We start from the raw sequence: 17278 nt of genomic DNA on the forward strand, positions 1-17278 counted from the left end.
CCTCTCTGATTAAGTTTCGTGCAAATAGTCTTCGTTTTTCCAATCCGTTACGAACATGCAACCTGGAGAGTGGGTGATCATATATGGGATCTTTGCGTGCTGGGCCACTGCTTGAGGTGTCACCCCACATGCCCAGAACATCGGTGTTTCATCCTCCCTGATTTCCACGAAATCTCCGAAATCAGGCTTGGTAATATCCTGGATGCCGATTTCAGTTGGATCACCGATATGCACGGGGGAACCGTGCATTTTAGGAAATAACGAGGTGATATCCGCTGCTTTTTGCACCAGAGAGTTTGGAACGGGCCTCATGGATACGACCATAGGACCATCAAATACTCCGGCTTTCTCTGTTTGGATATTTGTTGTGTACATAGCTACATTTTTATTTTCTTCGATATGTCGCAGTGGGATGTCCCCTTTGATCAGCTGGCTCTCGAAAGTAAAGCTGCACCCAATGAGAAAGCTGACAAAATCATCTTTCCATACATCTTCAATGCTCTTTTTGGTGTCAATCAATTTACCATGTTCATAGATGTGGTATAAAGGGATGTCCCTGCGAATATCTGATTCTTTGGCATATTTGGATTGATATTGTCCTGGTTCCAGCACTTCGACGATAGGACACGATTTCGGGTTGCGAGTAGTAAACAATAAAAAGTCGAAAGCGTATTCTTTTGGAAGGACGACCAGATTTGCCTGTACATAATTCTGACAAAATCCAGAAGTGTGGGTTTGGTGCTTTCCGGATCTAATATCCGCTCTAAGTTTGGAAGGTAACATGAAATCAGGCTCTCCTTTTTCTGTTATAATTTTCAGAAGAATCATATCAATCTTATCATATTTTGGTTAGGCATTTGTGAAGAGGGTTTAAATTGGATGGTCATGTCAATGAGGGGGAATCAAAAATGACGGGTAATATGCATCAAATGAATTCGGAATTATTCATGGATTTGCAATCGGCTAAAGAAGTATTCTGGGGGAACCCTTCATTGGACCCTAAGAGTACAATGTCAGGCATTCAGGAAATCGTGGATGCAGAGCGACGGCTCGAGCGGTTTGCTCCTTACCTGAAAAAGGTATTCCCGGAAACAGTCGACGGCATCATTGAGTCACCCATTAAATACATCGGGAACATGCAGAGAACGCTCGAAGATTATAATAAATCGAAGATACAGGGTCAGATCATACTGAAATGCGACCATGAGCTTCCAATTGCTGGGTCGATTAAAGCCAGGGGAGGTATATATGAGGTGCTCAAGATCGCAGAGCGTATCGCGATCAAACAAAACTGGATCGATGAAAAGGACGATTATTCAAAACTTGAGTCAAAACGGATCCGAGAGTGCTATTCCCGTTACTCCATTGCTGTCGGCTCAACGGGGAATCTGGGGTTGAGTATCGGTATAATGGGGGCTGCGATTGGTTTTCAGGTTACGGTTCATATGTCCCGGGATGCAAAGCGTTGGAAAAAAGACCTCTTGAGGGGGAAGGGCGTCAAGGTAGTGGAGCATGAACAAGATTTCTCCCACGCCGTCGCTGAAGGCAGGAAGCAGAGTTTATCTGATCCGAATTGTTTCTTTATAGATGATGAGAATTCCAAGGATCTGTTTATGGGATATTCGGTTGCTGCAATGAGGTTAAGGGAACAGTTCAGAAAAAAAGGGATAATCGTAGATGAAAATCACCCGTTGATCGTTTACTTACCGTGCGGGGTAGGTGGTGGTCCAGGTGGTGTGACATATGGATTGAAACATGTATTCGGTGAACATGTGCATTGTTACTTTGCAGAACCTGTGCACTCGCCCTGCATGCTATTGGGGCTTTCGACAGGGAGACATGAAGAGATATCCGTTCAGGAAATTGGATTAAGCAACCGTACAGAAGCGGATGGACTTGCAGTTGGAAGATCATCTGCACTGGCGGGGAAAATGATTGAGAGACTGCTGAACGGGGTGTTTACCGTCACTGATGAAACCCTCTTCAAATTGCTTGCGCTCTTACATTCATCAGAATCCATCGCCTTGGAGCCCTCCGCACTAGCGGGTATGATTGGCCCTGTCCTGCCGCCGGTACAGGAGCATCTTACATCGCTTCAAGTCGATGTGACCCATGCCACTCATTTAGTATGGGCCACGGGTGGAAACCTTGTACCAGCTTCCATCATGGATGAGTATGTTAAAAAAGGAAAAGGGTATCTGGGATGATGTTTATGAGAGAGCCCTGTGCTGTGTTCATTTAGGCATAAGCACACCTTCCGAATCCACGCATATGATATCGTGGTAAAAGACTGAAGGGAATGATCAGAGTGTATAATGTACCGAACGGGTATTCCTATCACGCTCATACCTATCCTATGACCGTAACCGGAACGGAAGGGAGCACTGGCCACTTGGTGAACACCCTGCTGAGTGGGATCCAAAAAAAGGCATCGAGTGTTGATTTCTATCATCGCCTTGCAAAGATTGCACCTAATGATGAAGAGCGACAATTCATAATGCGCATGATGGAAGATGAGCAAAGGCATTGGTGGGAGTTAACGAATGTGTATACTTCATTAACAGACTCACACCCCGTCTATCATGTGGAGAGCATTCCGTTTCATTCGTATCGGGAGGGGCTTAAACGGGCATATAAAGCGGAACTTGCAGATTATGAGCAGTTCCGGGTTTGCAGCATGCAGGCACAGCACTCAGTGGTATATGAAGTACTGGTAAATACGTGCAGGGATGAGTGGGAGCACGCACGAACGTTATGTGAGTTGGGATCAGCTGAAGAAATACGGATGATGTCAAAAGATGTTGGCCCTGCTCCATATGCGGTGAATATCGATGAAGCCACTGTGGCGAATGACACATTCCGCACCGCCTTATGGACGGGAGAACATTTACAGGTAACTTTGATGAGCATTAATCCAGGTGAAGATATAGGGCTTGAGATCCATCCGAATCTGGATCAATTTCTCCGTCTTGAACAAGGCGAAGGGATTGTTCGGATGGGTGATCGCCAAGATCATTTAACCTATGAGAAACAAGTGCAGCAAGACTTTGCCATCATGATTCCCGCCGGCACCTGGCATAATCTTATCAATACCGGCAATACTCCGATCAAGTTGTATTCCATTTATGCGCCACCGCAACATCCAAAAGGGACGGTACATGTAACCAAGGCTGATGCAATGGCAGCTGAGGGAGAGCACTGACTCTCTTTAACTCGCATCTAAACGTTGCAGAATTGTTTTCTGCAACGTTTTTGTGTGTCTCTCAATCTATTGATTTATCGTTAAGACATACTTTTTCACGTATCCGCTACAGATGAAAACGAAAGATTAGGAATTTTATGCTAAAATGTAGAGTAGGGAGAGCTTTTAAGAGAGGATGAAGTACATGGTGACCGAAAAAAGAAAAATCTGGGGGTGGGCTCAGCCCTTAATTATTGGAGTAGTGCTAGCATTTATCATTCGATCCTTTATCATTATCCCTATTGTGGTTGAAGGGGCTTCGATGAATGCGACCTTACTGGACCAGGACCGTATGATTGTCAATAAGATGGATAAACCTGAGCGCTTTGATATCATTGTTTTTCATGCGACCAATACGGAAGATTATATTAAACGTGTCATCGGTCTGCCGGGAGATAAGGTTGAGTATAAGAATGATACATTATACATAAACGGCAAAGCGTATGCTGAACCTTACCTGGACAAACAAAAAGAATCCGTGATTGGTGCCCTGACCCCTAACTTCACCTTGGAGGATACACCGGTAAAGCAGCTAACGGTTCCTGATGGTGAACTATTTGTTATGGGGGATAATAGAAGATACAGCAAAGACAGTCGTCAAATCGGTTCGATCCCGATTGATATGGTAGTGGGGACGACCAATATAGTTTATTGGCCTGTTAAAGAAATGAAAATTATTAAGAAATAGAGTTGAATACCCATTTTGATAATAGAGAAACTTTAATAGATTGGTGGAGAAAAATGGACAGCATCATCTTTGACCTTGACGGAACATTGTGGGATCCAATCGAGTCTGTACTTGAAGCGTGGAATAAAGTAATCGTGGAGAAAAATAAAAGTAGTATTACAAGAAAGCATCTGGAAGGGACTATGGGACTTCAAATGAAGGAAATTGGAAAGATATTATTTCCTGATTTGGATGAAGAAGAACGTGAACAGTTATTGAAAGACCTTTCCCGCCAAGAGATCCCCCACTTACGAAACCATGGTGGACATATATATCCCCATGTAGAACCTGTTCTGGAGGAATTGTCTAAGAAGTATAGATTGTTCATCGTCAGTAACTGTCAGGATGGATATATTGAGGCGTTCTATGATTATCACGGGCTGGATGAGCATTTTATCGACTTTGAGAATCCGGGTAGAACTGGATTGACCAAAGGGGAGAATATCCGACTTATTATCGAGCGTAACGATTTAAAGGAACCGGTATATGTAGGAGATACACTGGGAGACCAAAAAGCAGCCGAAGAGGCAGGTATCCCTTTTGTTTATGTATCATACGGTTTTGGAAGCGCAACTTCCTACCATCATATGATCGAATCATTTGATGACTTGTTGAAAGTATTTTAACATTTATGATAAAAGCCAAAGGATCCTGAGGGGATCCTTTGGCTTTTTTGCTCGATTTCTTTATTAATGCATGAAACAATTCAGTTGAGGCAATACATATGGACGGAACTTAGTTAACGTTGACTTTTTCTTGTTTTTGTAAGATAGTTACAATATTATGACAATGATTTGGAGAAATGTAGAATACTAGTAGGAGTTTAGAAATGAAAGAATTCCATGATTGGCTAAATAAAAAATATTATTATTACATTGTTTCGTTTATTATCTTGTTGATGATAGCTGGACTAGTCATCGATAATCCGATTAATTCGAGATTTGTCATCCATAGCGTGATCGTCACCATTATATCTGCTTGCCTACTAATATATCCCTTCTATGAGAATACATGGGTAAGGTATTTAACTGTATTATCATCGGCAGGATATTTTTATACTTTGTTTTTTCTTTATCCAGAAACCTGGTCGAATTTCGTATTGCTTTGTTTCATACCCGCCCTTTCGATCATGTTTTTTGATAAAAAGCTTTTTTATTTCTCTATGCTTTTGAATGTGGTTTTCATCGTTTGTACATTTAGTTATATTGGAATGATTGATAAAGGGGAAATCTACCCATATATTTATGAAGACATGGTGGGTAATGTTGTGAACTTCATTGCGAGCCAAGTTCTATTGTACTTTATTTTTCATCTAACCAACCTTCGAATCCAGAAACAACGCATGTATTATGAACAGATGCAGCAGGCAGAACGGATGAAGGTGACAGGTCAACTGGCAGCAGCTGTCGCACATGAAATTAGGAATCCTCTGACTGTCGTCAAGGGTTTTTTGCAATACTACGCAGAGGATGAGATACTCAGGGAGAAGCAAAATTTTCCCATGATGATCAACGAGCTGGACACCGCAGAGCATGTTATTTCTCAATTTTTGTCGATTTCAAAGCCAGATTTAGCAGGGAAAATACATATTATCAATGTAGATCTTGTGCTTAAAGATGTTACAGAGCTATTGATTATGTATGGGTTGCTAAATGATAACAGTATACAACTTCACGTTGAAAAGGAATGTCATGTATCAGCTAATTCCATCGAACTGAAACAACTTTTCATGAATCTGATCAAAAACGCTATTGAAGCATCTTCAGAAGGTGGAGCTGTATGGGTGACGGCGAATAAAGAAAAAAGGAATGTCATTATCCGAATCACAGATACCGGAAGAGGAATGACAAATGAAGAATTAAAAAGCCTCGGCACCCCTTTCTACTCCTTGAAGAGTAAAGGAACAGGTCTGGGTCTAATGATTTGTTATAACATTGTAGAGAAATATAACGGGAATATCACGTTCCAAAGTGCACCCGGCAAAGGCACAACTGTAACCCTTCAATTTCCATTAGTACTCGTTTAATGTTAAAAGGTCTGTCCTATGAGGGACGGACCTTTCATTATATCTAATAAGTATTAAAAGGATCATTACACGCTTCTTTTTCTAACTTTAACATGATAAGCTTATGATTTAGTGAAAAGCAAATTTCCAGGAGGCAAACAATGAATATTGATAATAATGATATCTTGATTCGATTGAGGTACGCACTCGATATTAAAAATACAGAAATGGTAGAAATCTTCAAGCTTGGTGGAATAGAATTATCAAAAGACGAAGTGTTGAAGGTCCTTACAAAGTCGATGGACATGGACGAATTGGAAATAGAAGATCAAATACCTTGTGACGATGAGATGTTCGAGTCTTTTTTGAATGGCTTTATAACTTTTAAAAGAGGAAAGCAGGAACCAAAGCCCGGACAGCCCGAAAAACCTGCGATCACATATGAACATGTGAATAATCTTCTGCTGAAGAAAGTGAAAATCGCCCTTTCCCTAACAAGTGAGGATATGATTGAAATCTTGGAATTAGCGGATGTCGTAATGACAAAGAGTGAGTTAGGTGCGATTTTAAGAAGAGAAGGGCATAAAAATTATAGGATCTGTGGTGATCGTTACGCCCGGAATTTTTTGAAGGGGCTGGCAATCAGATATAGGGGTTAAGAAATGAAACATTCGTATTCAGGTGAGACGATCCATTTTGAATTAAAATATAAAAACCGAAAATCCATAGGAGTATATGTTGATGGTTATGGAAATTTAGAAGTGCACGCTCCAAAGGGAACTCAGGAAGAATCTGTCTTTGAGTTTCTTGAAGGGCATTGGGATAAGATCATTCAGAAATCAAAGGAAGTAAAAGGTCGTTTGAATGGTCCACAAATAAAGTCCTACCAACATGGTGAGCCTTTCTTGTATCTTGGGAAGAGCTTTCCCATAGAAGTTCATCACAGTCCTGAAATCACTCAGGACTATGTGACATTTAACAATGAGATACTGAATATCCAAGTGAAAGTAATCGAAGATGAGAGGATTAAACAGGCGTTAAAACGATTTTACTACAAGCAATGTAAGTCGATCGTTGAGAAAAGTATTTCCTCTCATCAGCAACATTTTAAAACCAAGCCTCGCTCTGTACGCATTTCGGATAGTCGTACGACTTGGGGAACTTGCGATGGAAGACGGCAGCTGACCTTTAACTGGAAATTGGCCATGTCGCCGCTTGAGGTCATTGATTATGTTGTCGTCCATGAAATGTGCCATATGGTTCATCTTAACCATGATCGTTCCTTTTGGAGGCTTGTGGGAAAGATCGTACCGGATTATAAAGAAAAAGAACGGTGGCTTGCGGATTCGAGCTGGAAGATGACAGTCTGATGATCGAATAATGTAAGAATCTTTTGAAACATCCCCCTTTCATATATAATGAGAAGGACATACAATTTTTCATTAAGGGGATGACGGAAGTGACTGAAAAACAAGGAATGTCTAAAAAAGAAATAGCCGTTTCGTTTCTGGAAACCGTTGCGTCTGGCGATGTTCGTAAAGCATTTAAAGACTACATAGGAAATGGTTTTCACCATCACAACCCTTATTTTCGTGGGGATGGAGAATCGCTCATGCTCGCAATGGAAGACAATGCTGTAAAGAATCCTCGTAAGATTTTTGAAGTGAAACGGGCCATTGAAGAAAAAGACGAAGTAGCGGTTCATTCACATGTCAGACAGCATCAAGATGATTTGGGTGCGATCGTTGTGCATATTTTTCGCTTCGAGGAAGATAAAATTGCTGAATTATGGGACATAGGGCAACCGATGCCTGAAGATACCATTAATGAAAATGGAGTTTTTTAGCCGGGTGTCCCTATAAAACTCTATTAGAGCTTTTTGCTTAGGAATAATATTTACAAAAAAACCTTCCCCTCTGAAAGAATAAGAGGGGAAGGTTTAATATTGTGATTGAATTTATCATGATATTTTGGTATATTAATAAAGATATGTTTAATAAATTAAAAATAAAACATATTTCCTCAATTTTAATTATACAACATAAACCGTTTATCAGTCAACCCTGAATTTTATTGTGAAGGAGTGCTTGGATGAATCCAGATATCAAACTTGAGCAAAAACGTGTAGACTCAGTCATAGGAAGCATATCTGACATGATCGTAAAGCTGGAAAACGAAACTGGAAGACGTAAAGATGAAGTGAATGAGATTCGTAATCATTTCTGGGATGAGGTTAAGGTTAATACAGATACCTTCGATGATTTCCTGGAAACCGTTCTTGCATTAAGGCAGCAAGCTCAAACCTTGACCGTTTCCGAGAGTACCCACAGGCAAGCTTTAAAAAAATTATCCGCTCTTCGGAAAATGATCGGGAAACCGTATTTCGGGCGTATCGACTTCAGCGAAGAAGGAGCACCAACTGAAAAGGTCTATATTGGCATTTCGACACTGACAGATCAAAGTGGAGAAAATTTCTTGGTTTACGATTGGCGGGCACCGATTTCAAGCGTGTATTATGATTATCCTCCTGGTCCAGCCGAATACACCACTCCTGGGGGAGTCATTCATGGATCAGTAGAGAAAAAATGGCAATACCTCATTCGTGAAGGTGTGATCGAGTCCTTGTTCGATACTAGTCTGACGATTGGGGACGAAGTTTTACAGCAGGTCCTCGGCAATCGATCAGACAACTACATGCACAGCATCGTAGCCACGATTCAACAGAAGCAGAACCAAATCATCAGGCATGACAGCGGAAGATTACTCATCGTCCAGGGAGCTGCCGGAAGCGGAAAGACCTCTGCTGCTTTGCAGAGGATTGCGTATCTGCTATATAAATATCGAGAAACGTTGAAAGCAGACCAAATCGTTCTATTTTCGCCTAACTCTATGTTCAACAGTTATGTATCACATGTTCTTCCTGAACTCGGGGAGGAAAATATGGAACAGGTGACCTTTCAGGAATATCTGGACCACCGTTTGAGCAATGAATTCCAGGTTGAAGGTCCTTATGAACAGCTGGAATATGTATTGGATCAAACTGGTAATCACATGTATGGGATCCGCATTGAAAGTATACAATTCAAGGCCTCAACCGATTTTTTTCATGCGTTGAAGTCTTATAGGGAATCACTAGAGAATTCGGGGATGAAATTCAAAGATATAAAGTTCAGGGGGAAACCGATCGTTAAAGGAGAGGAAATCACTGAACGGTTTTATAGTATTGATTGCTCGCTCCGCTTTCATAATAGACTAGAGAAGTTGACAGAATGGCTCAGCACCCGAGTCGATCAAGCAGAAAAAAGTGAACGGTTGGAGCCATGGGTGGAAGAAGCCATCGAGTTGATGAGCAATGATGAATATCATAAGGCTCGGAAGTATTTCCGGAAGAAAAATATTTCTGATGATTATGAAGCGGAGTATGAAGCGTTGAGAAGGTTGATTGTACGAAGAAAATTTAAAAGGCTAAGGAATCGGATCAACTCGTTCTGTTATATAGATGTAAAGGGGATTTATCAACAATTGTTTGCTGATTCATTGGAATTAGGGTCAGTCATGAAGGCGAATAGACCCCATAAATGGGATGATGTATGCAGATTGACGATCAACATGTTAAATGAGGGACGTTTGTTTTACGAAGATGCGACACCTTATTTATTATTAAAAGAGTTGATTCTCGGTTTCCAGACCAATTCATCCATTAAACATGTACTCATTGACGAAGCCCAGGATTACTCACCCTTTCAATTTGAATTCATCAAAAGACTTTTTCCTGCAGCCAAAATGACCGTCCTCGGTGATTTTAACCAGGCCATCTTTGCCCATGCCAATCAATATGCTGATTTCAGTAATCTTACCGATCTATATGGTCCAGGTAAGACGGAATGGATTCATCTCACTCAGAGCTATCGATCCACCAAGCCGATCATTGAATTCACAAGAAGTTTGGTGCCGGGTGGTGATCAAATCTCCGCTTTTGAACGGGACGGAGATAAACCAACCCTTAAACAGGTGACAGACGTTGCCGAGCTTCATCACCATATAATGGAAACGATAACGAAATGGAGGGAGAAGCACTATTCTTCCATCGCTATCATCTGTAAAACGGCATCCGAAAGCAAATGGGTATACGATTCCCTAAGAACCGTTGAAAAGGTGAAACTTATGACGAGTGTATCACTTGAATATGAGCAGGGAGTGGTCATCATTCCTGCATACCTGGCAAAAGGAATCGAATTCGACGCCGTCATCATCTATGACGCATCAGAAAAATCGTACGCTGACGAAAACCTGCGCAGGCTATTCTACACCGCATGCACAAGAGCTATGCACGAACTCCAACTCTACAGCATCGGAAAGCCAACGCCCTTTATAGAACACATATAATCACTGTGAGGGACGGACCTCTGTTTTCGGGAAGAAAACCAGATTTAGAGGGGGTTAGATCTAAAATTTGAGGTCCGTCCCTCTCAATCATTAAGGAGTGAAGAAATTGATGGAGATGGAGCATCTGGATTTGTTGAGGGATGTTGATGATGAGTATGGAAGGAAAAGGTTCATTCTTGGAATAGACGGTTTGAGCCGTTCAGGGAAGACGACTATTGTCCGGAATTTAAGTCATCACTTAAACAAAGAAAATCGCCCATATCATATTTTCCATCTCGATGATCATATTGTTGAACGTAAACGAAGATATGACACGGGCTTTGAAGAGTGGTATGAATACTTTCAATTGCAGTGGGATGTGGAATGGCTGGCGGAACATTTCTTTCGGAATTTAAATGATAGTGAACACATTTTACTTCCATTTTACCAAGGTCAACTCGATACACATGAAAACAGGACGATTCAGTTACCAAAGAATGGGTTGATTATTATAGAAGGGGTTTTCATCCAGCGGAAGGAGTGGAGGAACTTTTTCGATAAAGTCCTTTATCTCGATTGCCCGAGAACCACCAGATTTGATCGGGAATCACTTAAAACTCAACAAAATATAACAAAATTCAAGAACAGATATTGGAAAGCAGAAGATTATTATATCAACCAATACAACCCTGAAGTTATGGCTGATCATGTCATTCGTTCATAGCGAAGAAAAACAAAGTACTAGATCTTTTTTTAGTTTAACCCCCGCATAAAATAGTATAGAAGCGCACAGAACTATACTAAATAACGTTTAGGGGTCGAATCCTTTGTTTCATGTAGATTACTTAGAAATGATCATACGTTCCACAGCGAGTTTCCTGGTCCTCCTGCTACTCGCACGATTACTGGGGCGAATACAGCTGAGTCAATTGACTTTTTTTCACTATATTACAGGGATTACCATTGGCTCCATCGCAGCAGACATTGCTGGGGAATCCAAGACTCCTTTTTTTGAAGGGCTAACAAGTCTCGTTTGGTGGAGTTTCCTGACGTTCCTATTAGGATATATCGGACTCAAATCATCTAAAGCTCGTGTAGTCATTGACGGACAGCCTGTGATTGTCATTAAGGAGGGGAAAATACTCGAGGACACGTTAGGCAAACATCATCTGAATATGGATGACCTAAGCATGCTCCTTAGAGAAAAAAACGTATTTTCTGTAAATGAAGTTGATACGGCCATTCTTGAACCGGACGGAAAACTAACGGTATCTTTAAAATCGGCATATCGACCGTTTACAAAAAGAGACCAGAACATCATTACTGGACAGCCTAAATACATACCAACGGAATTAATTGTCGATGGGAACATATTATATCAAAACTTAAAGGAAGCTGGCATATCGGAAGAGTGGCTGCAATTTCAGCTAAATCATTTTCAAGTTAAGGTTCAAGATTCCTTCTACGTTGAACTGCAGGAGGATGGTACACTTTACATCGATCAAAGGAATGATGGGTTAAAAGAATAAAGAAGGTGTCCAAATCGCGATAGAAGGTTTGGCACCTTTTTTCTATAGGAAAAGGGATTGTATTAGATGAGATAATTTGGAATAATTGGAATATATGTTAACTCAGCCTGTGAATTTTCAAAGGTAGTTCGGGATGGAGGAAGAAGAATTGGGGATTCTCATCATTTTACCCTTTGTTATGGGTTTGTTGGGAGTATATCTAGTTACCGTTGGTCTTTGGGAGCTTCGGATCGGTACGGACAGAAAGAAATATTCAACGTATATGTTCACAGGTCTTGTCTTAATCGTTTTTTTAACTATGGGGTAGTGAAACGAATTTTCTTATAAACAGACCCTATGAAATAAACCTTAATGAAAGGAAGTAATACAGATTATACAACTATTGTATATAACGTAAAGGAAGGAGTTATGATGACATTCAATCAAAAAATAACCGAAATAATGAATCCTGGAGAATATTCTCCTGACACATTCGAAGACATTTTAGAACTAGCCTCGACGTGTAAATTCTCAAACTGCACCCACAATACGGAGCCGAACTGTGCAGTGAAGGCAGCCATCGAAAAAGATTTGCTTTCCTCAGAAAGGCTTTCTACCTATAAGAGAATCAAAAATGAATCAACCTATGTCTCGAACCAAAAAAACAAAACGAAAGCAATCGACTACATGAAACAACGTAAGCTGTTTCAAAAGTAGTTTATTGACGATGAGGAAAACCATGAAATTTTATCTTGCTTCAGGTTTTGCAAATAAAGATCTTGTACGTTCGGTAAGTGACAAGTTAAAGCGACTAGGTCATCTTCATACCTATGATTGGACACGTAACGAGCGGGCATTGACAGTGGAAGACCTTCAGCACATTGGAAAATGCGAAAAGGATGCCATTATCAACTCCGATGTAGTCATTATATTACTGCCCGGCGGAAAAGGGAGTCACGTGGAGTTGGGTATCGCCCTTGGTCTTAGGAAGAGAATTATTTTATATTCTCAGGATGATGTATTAAATGACATAGCTGAAACCACTACGTTTTATCACCTGCCTGAAGTTGAAAAATGCTCAGGCGATATTGAAAAATTAGTTGACTATGTTTTGGCACTCTATTAAGCCACAAAAAATAGACTCAATTCTAGTAGAAGGAGATCACCATTGAATAAAATAACAAGATTGAAATTACCCCCTTCAGGACGAATCATTGTAATTTCGGATATCCATGGAGAGCTAAACTTGTTTACAAAGCTATTGAAAAAAGTAAATTTCAATTCAGAGGATTATTTAATAATAAACGGAGACCTTTGTGAAAAAGGAGAAAATAGTAAAGGTGTTGTCCGTCATATCATGGAGCTTTGTGGGTGTAACCATAACGTTTATGTAACGGAAGGGAATTGCGACACACTGGTAGAGGATCTGGTTGGAGAAAACCCAAAATTGATGAATTATCTAAGCTCAAGAAAACATTCCATTCTAAAAGAGTGGGCTGATGAAGCGGGGTTTGAAATCAAAGAAGATACCTCGGTTCAAGAACTAAAGCGTGTTCTTACCCGCCATGTTCCAGCTGAAATTAGGTGGCTGTTGGATTTACCGACTGCGATCGAAACCGATGACTATATTTTTGTTCATGCTGGTTTGGAAGATAAGGAAAACTGGAGGGAAACGGACCGCCTCGCCGCCATCACGATGCCTGCATTCCTGGAGAAATCTCATTGCTCTGGTAAGTATGTTATTGTCGGACATTGGCCAGTCGTCAACTATTCAAAGAACGTCCCATCGAATAATCCAATCGTGGGTGAGGATAAAAAAATCATTTCCATCGATGGAGGAAACGTCATCAAATCATCAGGTCAGTTAAATGCTTTTATTATACATAGAGCAGCAAGCGGTGACACTTTTTCCCATACCCATATAGATTATCATGGAACCTGTGAAGTGAAGAAAGACTTTAAACCTGGCCATATGTTGGGGAACATTTCTTATCCCAACTATGAATTGGTTCCCCTTCAACATTTTGAGCATTTCACATTGTGTAAACAAGTCGAGACAAACGAACAATTATATGTGAAAAATGAATATCTTCACCGAAGTGCTGATGGAACGTTTTGGGCAAAGACTGACCTTTCCTGTGCACAAATATCCGTTAAGACCGGAGAGGTCATTTCTGTTGTAGACGATACCTGCACAGGGTTCGACTTAATTAAGAAAAATGGGGAAGAGGGATGGGTGCCTAAAGAAGTTCTTCTTCCAATAAAAGAACACCATTTGACTTCCGTAGGTTTAAAAATATAACAGATATATCATTGGAGACAAAACCGAATGACGAGAAGACTGCTTTCCTCTTAATATAGACAACATCAACATTGAACACGGAAAAGGTGATCTACTATTTGCACGTTACAAATCATCAATCATCACAAACTGGAGATACTCCAAAAAGGTCATGCCGGTTCGTTAATCGTTATCCTCACAGGGATGGGATGCTCCTTTGATGAATGGCATGAAGTCACAAATGAATTAAGTAGGACTAATCAAATCCTTATGTTCCACCGCCCAGGCCTTGGCCGCAGTGAACTGGGAGATGAAGTGAGAAATACATATGCGACAGTCAAGGACTTGTTTGAACTGCTCAACTCGTTAAAAGTAAAAAAGCCAATTTATATAGTCGCTCATTCTTATGGTGGATTGTGTGCACAACACTTCGCGAAAGTTCACCCCGAAAGGGTGGCTGGAATGGTCCTTGTTGATTCCACTTCGGTTGACTTGAAAGATTTGGACGAACTGGATCTTCCCACCATAAATAAAGAAACGGATGAAACATGGATAAATAAATGTTTGGAATATGCTTCAAAAGATCGTGAGCAACTAACAAGCATCATCCAACCTTTCCTACTGGAAAAACATAAGCAATTCCCTGCTTCCGTTCAGCGACGTCTGCTGGAGTTTCAAACGACTCCTTCCCTCTATGAAGCGATGGCATCGGAGATTAAGAACTGGAAGAAGGATGCTTCAATCATTAAAAGATTGAAGGGTTTTCCTAATGTACCTCTGGTGGTGATCGGTCGGGATAAAGAATATACCATCATTTCCGAAACCGAAGTAGGAATTCCAAAGTGGGAGTCAAAAAAGTTTGAAGAAAAATGGGAAGAATTAATCGGTCAGCAGGCAACCCTTTCAACTAAGGGTGAATTACGCTTTGCAAAGGGGTCCGGTCACTCAATATTCCTTGACCGACCGGACATAGTCATTGATTCTATTCAAAAAGTAATTGGGGAGTGAAATTATGTGACCAGGATTGAAATCAGTAGACCCATGGACGTCGATAAAGATGAACTTATTCTATTTTTCGATCTTGTCATCAGAGATACCTTTGACAAAGAGGGTTTATCTACTCTTCAAGAAGATATCCAGACTGAAATCAAAACCAAGATCCAATACTTACAATCTGACTATGACAGCAATGGAGGAGAACGATATTTCTTGATTGCAAAAGTTGGTGGAACGATTGTCGGGACGGTTGAATATGGGCCGTCAAGTGTCCTGATCAATACGGTAACAAACGGCTCATTAAAAGAGCTATTCGAAATCGGAACGGTATTTGTCCATCCGGAATATCAAAGGCGTGGAATTGGTACGCTGCTGTTTAACATCATGCTCCTTACTTTTCAAAGCAAAGGTATTGACGAGTTTTGCCTGGATAGTGGGTACTCGACGTCTCAAAAAGTTTGGACAAGAAAGTTAGGGGATCCGGATTATTGTCTGAAGGATTACTGGGGGGAAGGCTCAGGTCATATGATCTGGAAAAGAAATATAAAGGATGTTCCCATTACATTCATTGGCTTAAAGGATTGGGGTGGATGAAATGATCCTATGGATTAATGGCGCGTTTGGTTCCGGGAAGTCCCAAACGGCGTATGAATTAAATAGAAGAATACCGGACTCATTTGTATATGATCCTGAACAAGTTGGATACTTATTGAGGAAAATGATCCCGAAAGAAGCTTCGAAAGCAGATTTTCAAGGTTATCCTCCTTGGCGGGAATGCAACCGTTCCATCTTGAAATATATTGAGTCACATTATAATGGCGTCTTGATTGTACCTATGACGGTCGTTGATGCACAATACTTCAAAGAGATTGTACATGAATTAAGAAATGAAAAAGTGGAAGTGAAGCATGTTGTCCTATGGGCAGATAAACACATTATTGAAAAAAGGTTGAGAAGTAGGGGAGAACGAAAGCATTCATGGGCCCACCGACAGACCGATCGATGTTTGAAAGGATTATCGGATGAAATCTTTGAAAATCGAATCATAACAAACACATTGTCTATTGAAAAGGTGGCAGAATCCATCTCCGAACTATTTGATATTCCCTTACTGCCAGATGACAGGAGTATAGTAAGGAAGAAATTAAGTAGAATCAAAACGCAAATCAAACAACTGAGGGTTTTCAATTAAATTGAGGCAGAGGAGGCGATGAAATTGTATCAATATTTCAATGGCTTGGTCATCAGGGAAGGAACGGAAGGTGTTCCAGCTCCTTATGTAGAAGCATTGTTTGAAGATGCCGGTTGGGCAAGGAATACCCCAACCTGGCAAAAAGAGAAGTTTTCCCTGATATTCATGAATTCTGCGTGGGCCTTCACAGTTTGGGATAACGAAAAGATGATCGGGATGGTCAGGGTGATCTCAGACAAAATCATGGCAGCCAACATTATGGATCTCGTTGTCCTATCTGAATACAGAGGCAGGGGAATAGGAAAGAAACTCGTACAACTCTGTATCGAGAAGTTGCCCCATGGAGACTGGTTCGCACACACATCGGCAAACAATTTCAAGTTCTATGAAACGTGTGGTTTCGAAGTGAAAAATATAACTGAAAATGGCACTTGCGCTTATTATGGTTACATTCAGGCACGTAAGGAAGGGCATCGGTAAAAGGATGAAAAAGATCTTATGCATCATGTTCGTATGCGTTCTCTTGAATGCTTGTTCTTCTTCCGTAAAACATTTGGAAATGGGAAAATTACCACCTGCTAAGTATTTATATATTCAAAAAGTAGAGCACAATGCTTCTAAAGAAGAATTAACAAAAGTAGTGACGGATGAAGGAAACATTAGAGAAACACTGAAATTACTTCAAGGGATAGAAGTAAAAGAAATGAACGGCGATAAATTAATGGATTCTATGAAAAATAAGGACACGTATATGTTTTGTTACTACGAAAGCAAAGAAGCCGCTGAAGACATGAATCAGAAAAATATTTTGTTTGCCTTCAATATAGTGGGAGACGGAGAGGTTATGATCATCCATCAAGGGAAGATTTCTTCATTGAATACTCCTCTTGTTTCGACGGAAGTTCATGGAAAATTGTTGAAGAAATTGAAAGGAATATTGGGAATTGACTTTTAATCAGACGT

20 protein-coding genes are annotated in these 17278 nt (G+C 40.6%); 19 read left to right on the top strand and 1 reads right to left on the bottom strand.

Annotated features, from left to right (window positions below; genetic code table 11):
* Nucleotides 1-9: 9 nt before the first annotated feature.
* Nucleotides 10-783 (bottom strand): putative hydro-lyase, encoded by a 774-nt coding sequence (locus ACIGG7_RS14480; protein ID WP_397550079.1) that lies wholly within the window; start codon nucleotides 781-783, stop codon nucleotides 10-12.
* Between the two features lie 125 nt (nucleotides 784-908).
* On the opposite strand from ACIGG7_RS14480, the gene ACIGG7_RS14485 reads away from it, so the two are divergent.
* The 19 genes from ACIGG7_RS14485 (at nucleotide 909) to ACIGG7_RS14575 (ending at nucleotide 17270) form a co-directional block, all read left to right on the top strand.
* Entirely contained in the window at nucleotides 909-2207 is a 1299-nt protein-coding gene (locus ACIGG7_RS14485) for a D-serine ammonia-lyase (protein ID WP_397550080.1), read from the top strand.
* 92 nt (nucleotides 2208-2299) lie between these two features.
* Nucleotides 2300-3202 (top strand): cupin domain-containing protein, encoded by a 903-nt coding sequence (locus ACIGG7_RS14490; RefSeq protein ID WP_397550081.1) that lies wholly within the window; start codon nucleotides 2300-2302, stop codon nucleotides 3200-3202.
* A gap of 184 nt (nucleotides 3203-3386) precedes the next feature.
* On the top strand, nucleotides 3387-3929 hold the full coding sequence (gene lepB, locus ACIGG7_RS14495) for a signal peptidase I (protein ID WP_397550082.1): 543 nt from the start codon (nucleotides 3387-3389) through the stop codon (nucleotides 3927-3929).
* 53 nt (nucleotides 3930-3982) lie between these two features.
* Entirely contained in the window at nucleotides 3983-4594 is a 612-nt protein-coding gene (locus ACIGG7_RS14500) for an HAD family hydrolase (protein WP_397550083.1), read from the top strand.
* Nucleotides 4595-4797: 203 nt separating this feature from the next.
* Entirely contained in the window at nucleotides 4798-5994 is a 1197-nt protein-coding gene (locus tag ACIGG7_RS14505; protein ID WP_397550084.1) for an ATP-binding protein, read from the top strand.
* Between the two features lie 140 nt (nucleotides 5995-6134).
* Complete coding sequence (locus ACIGG7_RS14510; RefSeq protein WP_397550085.1) at nucleotides 6135-6632, top strand: YehS family protein; 498 nt, start codon at nucleotides 6135-6137, stop codon at nucleotides 6630-6632.
* A gap of 3 nt (nucleotides 6633-6635) precedes the next feature.
* Entirely contained in the window at nucleotides 6636-7343 is a 708-nt protein-coding gene (locus ACIGG7_RS14515; RefSeq protein WP_224940894.1) for a M48 family metallopeptidase, read from the top strand.
* Nucleotides 7344-7450: 107 nt separating this feature from the next.
* Nucleotides 7451-7819, top strand: coding sequence for a nuclear transport factor 2 family protein (locus ACIGG7_RS14520; protein ID WP_397550354.1), 369 nt, complete (start codon nucleotides 7451-7453; stop codon nucleotides 7817-7819).
* A gap of 245 nt (nucleotides 7820-8064) precedes the next feature.
* Nucleotides 8065-10359, top strand: a complete 2295-nt coding sequence (helD, locus tag ACIGG7_RS14525; RefSeq protein WP_397550086.1) for an RNA polymerase recycling motor HelD — start codon at nucleotides 8065-8067, stop codon at nucleotides 10357-10359.
* A 109-nt stretch (nucleotides 10360-10468) separates the two neighbouring features.
* On the top strand, nucleotides 10469-11062 hold the full coding sequence (locus tag ACIGG7_RS14530; RefSeq protein ID WP_397550355.1) for a kinase: 594 nt from the start codon (nucleotides 10469-10471) through the stop codon (nucleotides 11060-11062).
* A gap of 103 nt (nucleotides 11063-11165) precedes the next feature.
* Nucleotides 11166-11867 (top strand): DUF421 domain-containing protein, encoded by a 702-nt coding sequence (locus ACIGG7_RS14535; RefSeq protein WP_224940891.1) that lies wholly within the window; start codon nucleotides 11166-11168, stop codon nucleotides 11865-11867.
* Nucleotides 11868-12278: 411 nt separating this feature from the next.
* A complete protein-coding gene (locus ACIGG7_RS14540; RefSeq protein WP_224941342.1) occupies nucleotides 12279-12563 on the top strand; it encodes a hypothetical protein in 285 nt (94 codons plus the stop codon).
* Between the two features lie 22 nt (nucleotides 12564-12585).
* The gene (locus ACIGG7_RS14545; protein WP_224940890.1) at nucleotides 12586-12972 is read left to right on the top strand and encodes a nucleoside 2-deoxyribosyltransferase; all 387 of its coding nucleotides are present in this window, start codon (nucleotides 12586-12588) and stop codon (nucleotides 12970-12972) included.
* 42 nt (nucleotides 12973-13014) lie between these two features.
* Complete coding sequence (locus ACIGG7_RS14550) at nucleotides 13015-14148, top strand: metallophosphoesterase (RefSeq protein WP_224940889.1); 1134 nt, start codon at nucleotides 13015-13017, stop codon at nucleotides 14146-14148.
* Between the two features lie 171 nt (nucleotides 14149-14319).
* On the top strand, nucleotides 14320-15135 hold the full coding sequence (locus tag ACIGG7_RS14555; RefSeq protein ID WP_397550356.1) for an alpha/beta fold hydrolase: 816 nt from the start codon (nucleotides 14320-14322) through the stop codon (nucleotides 15133-15135).
* A 6-nt stretch (nucleotides 15136-15141) separates the two neighbouring features.
* A complete protein-coding gene (locus tag ACIGG7_RS14560) occupies nucleotides 15142-15717 on the top strand; it encodes a GNAT family N-acetyltransferase (protein ID WP_397550087.1) in 576 nt (191 codons plus the stop codon).
* Between the two features lies 1 nt (nucleotide 15718).
* Nucleotides 15719-16315 (top strand): AAA family ATPase, encoded by a 597-nt coding sequence (locus tag ACIGG7_RS14565; protein ID WP_224940887.1) that lies wholly within the window; start codon nucleotides 15719-15721, stop codon nucleotides 16313-16315.
* Nucleotides 16316-16339: 24 nt separating this feature from the next.
* Nucleotides 16340-16795 carry a GNAT family N-acetyltransferase gene (locus ACIGG7_RS14570; protein ID WP_397550088.1) on the top strand — a complete coding sequence of 152 codons (456 nt, stop codon included), beginning with the start codon at nucleotides 16340-16342 and terminating at the stop codon, nucleotides 16793-16795.
* Between the two features lie 4 nt (nucleotides 16796-16799).
* Nucleotides 16800-17270, top strand: coding sequence for a hypothetical protein (locus ACIGG7_RS14575; RefSeq protein ID WP_397550089.1), 471 nt, complete (start codon nucleotides 16800-16802; stop codon nucleotides 17268-17270).
* Nucleotides 17271-17278: the final 8 nt, after the last annotated feature.

The organism is Rossellomorea sp. NPDC077527 (genome assembly GCF_044542955.1).
In the GTDB taxonomy this organism is placed as follows: domain Bacteria; phylum Bacillota; class Bacilli; order Bacillales; family Bacillaceae_B; genus Rossellomorea; species Rossellomorea aquimaris_E.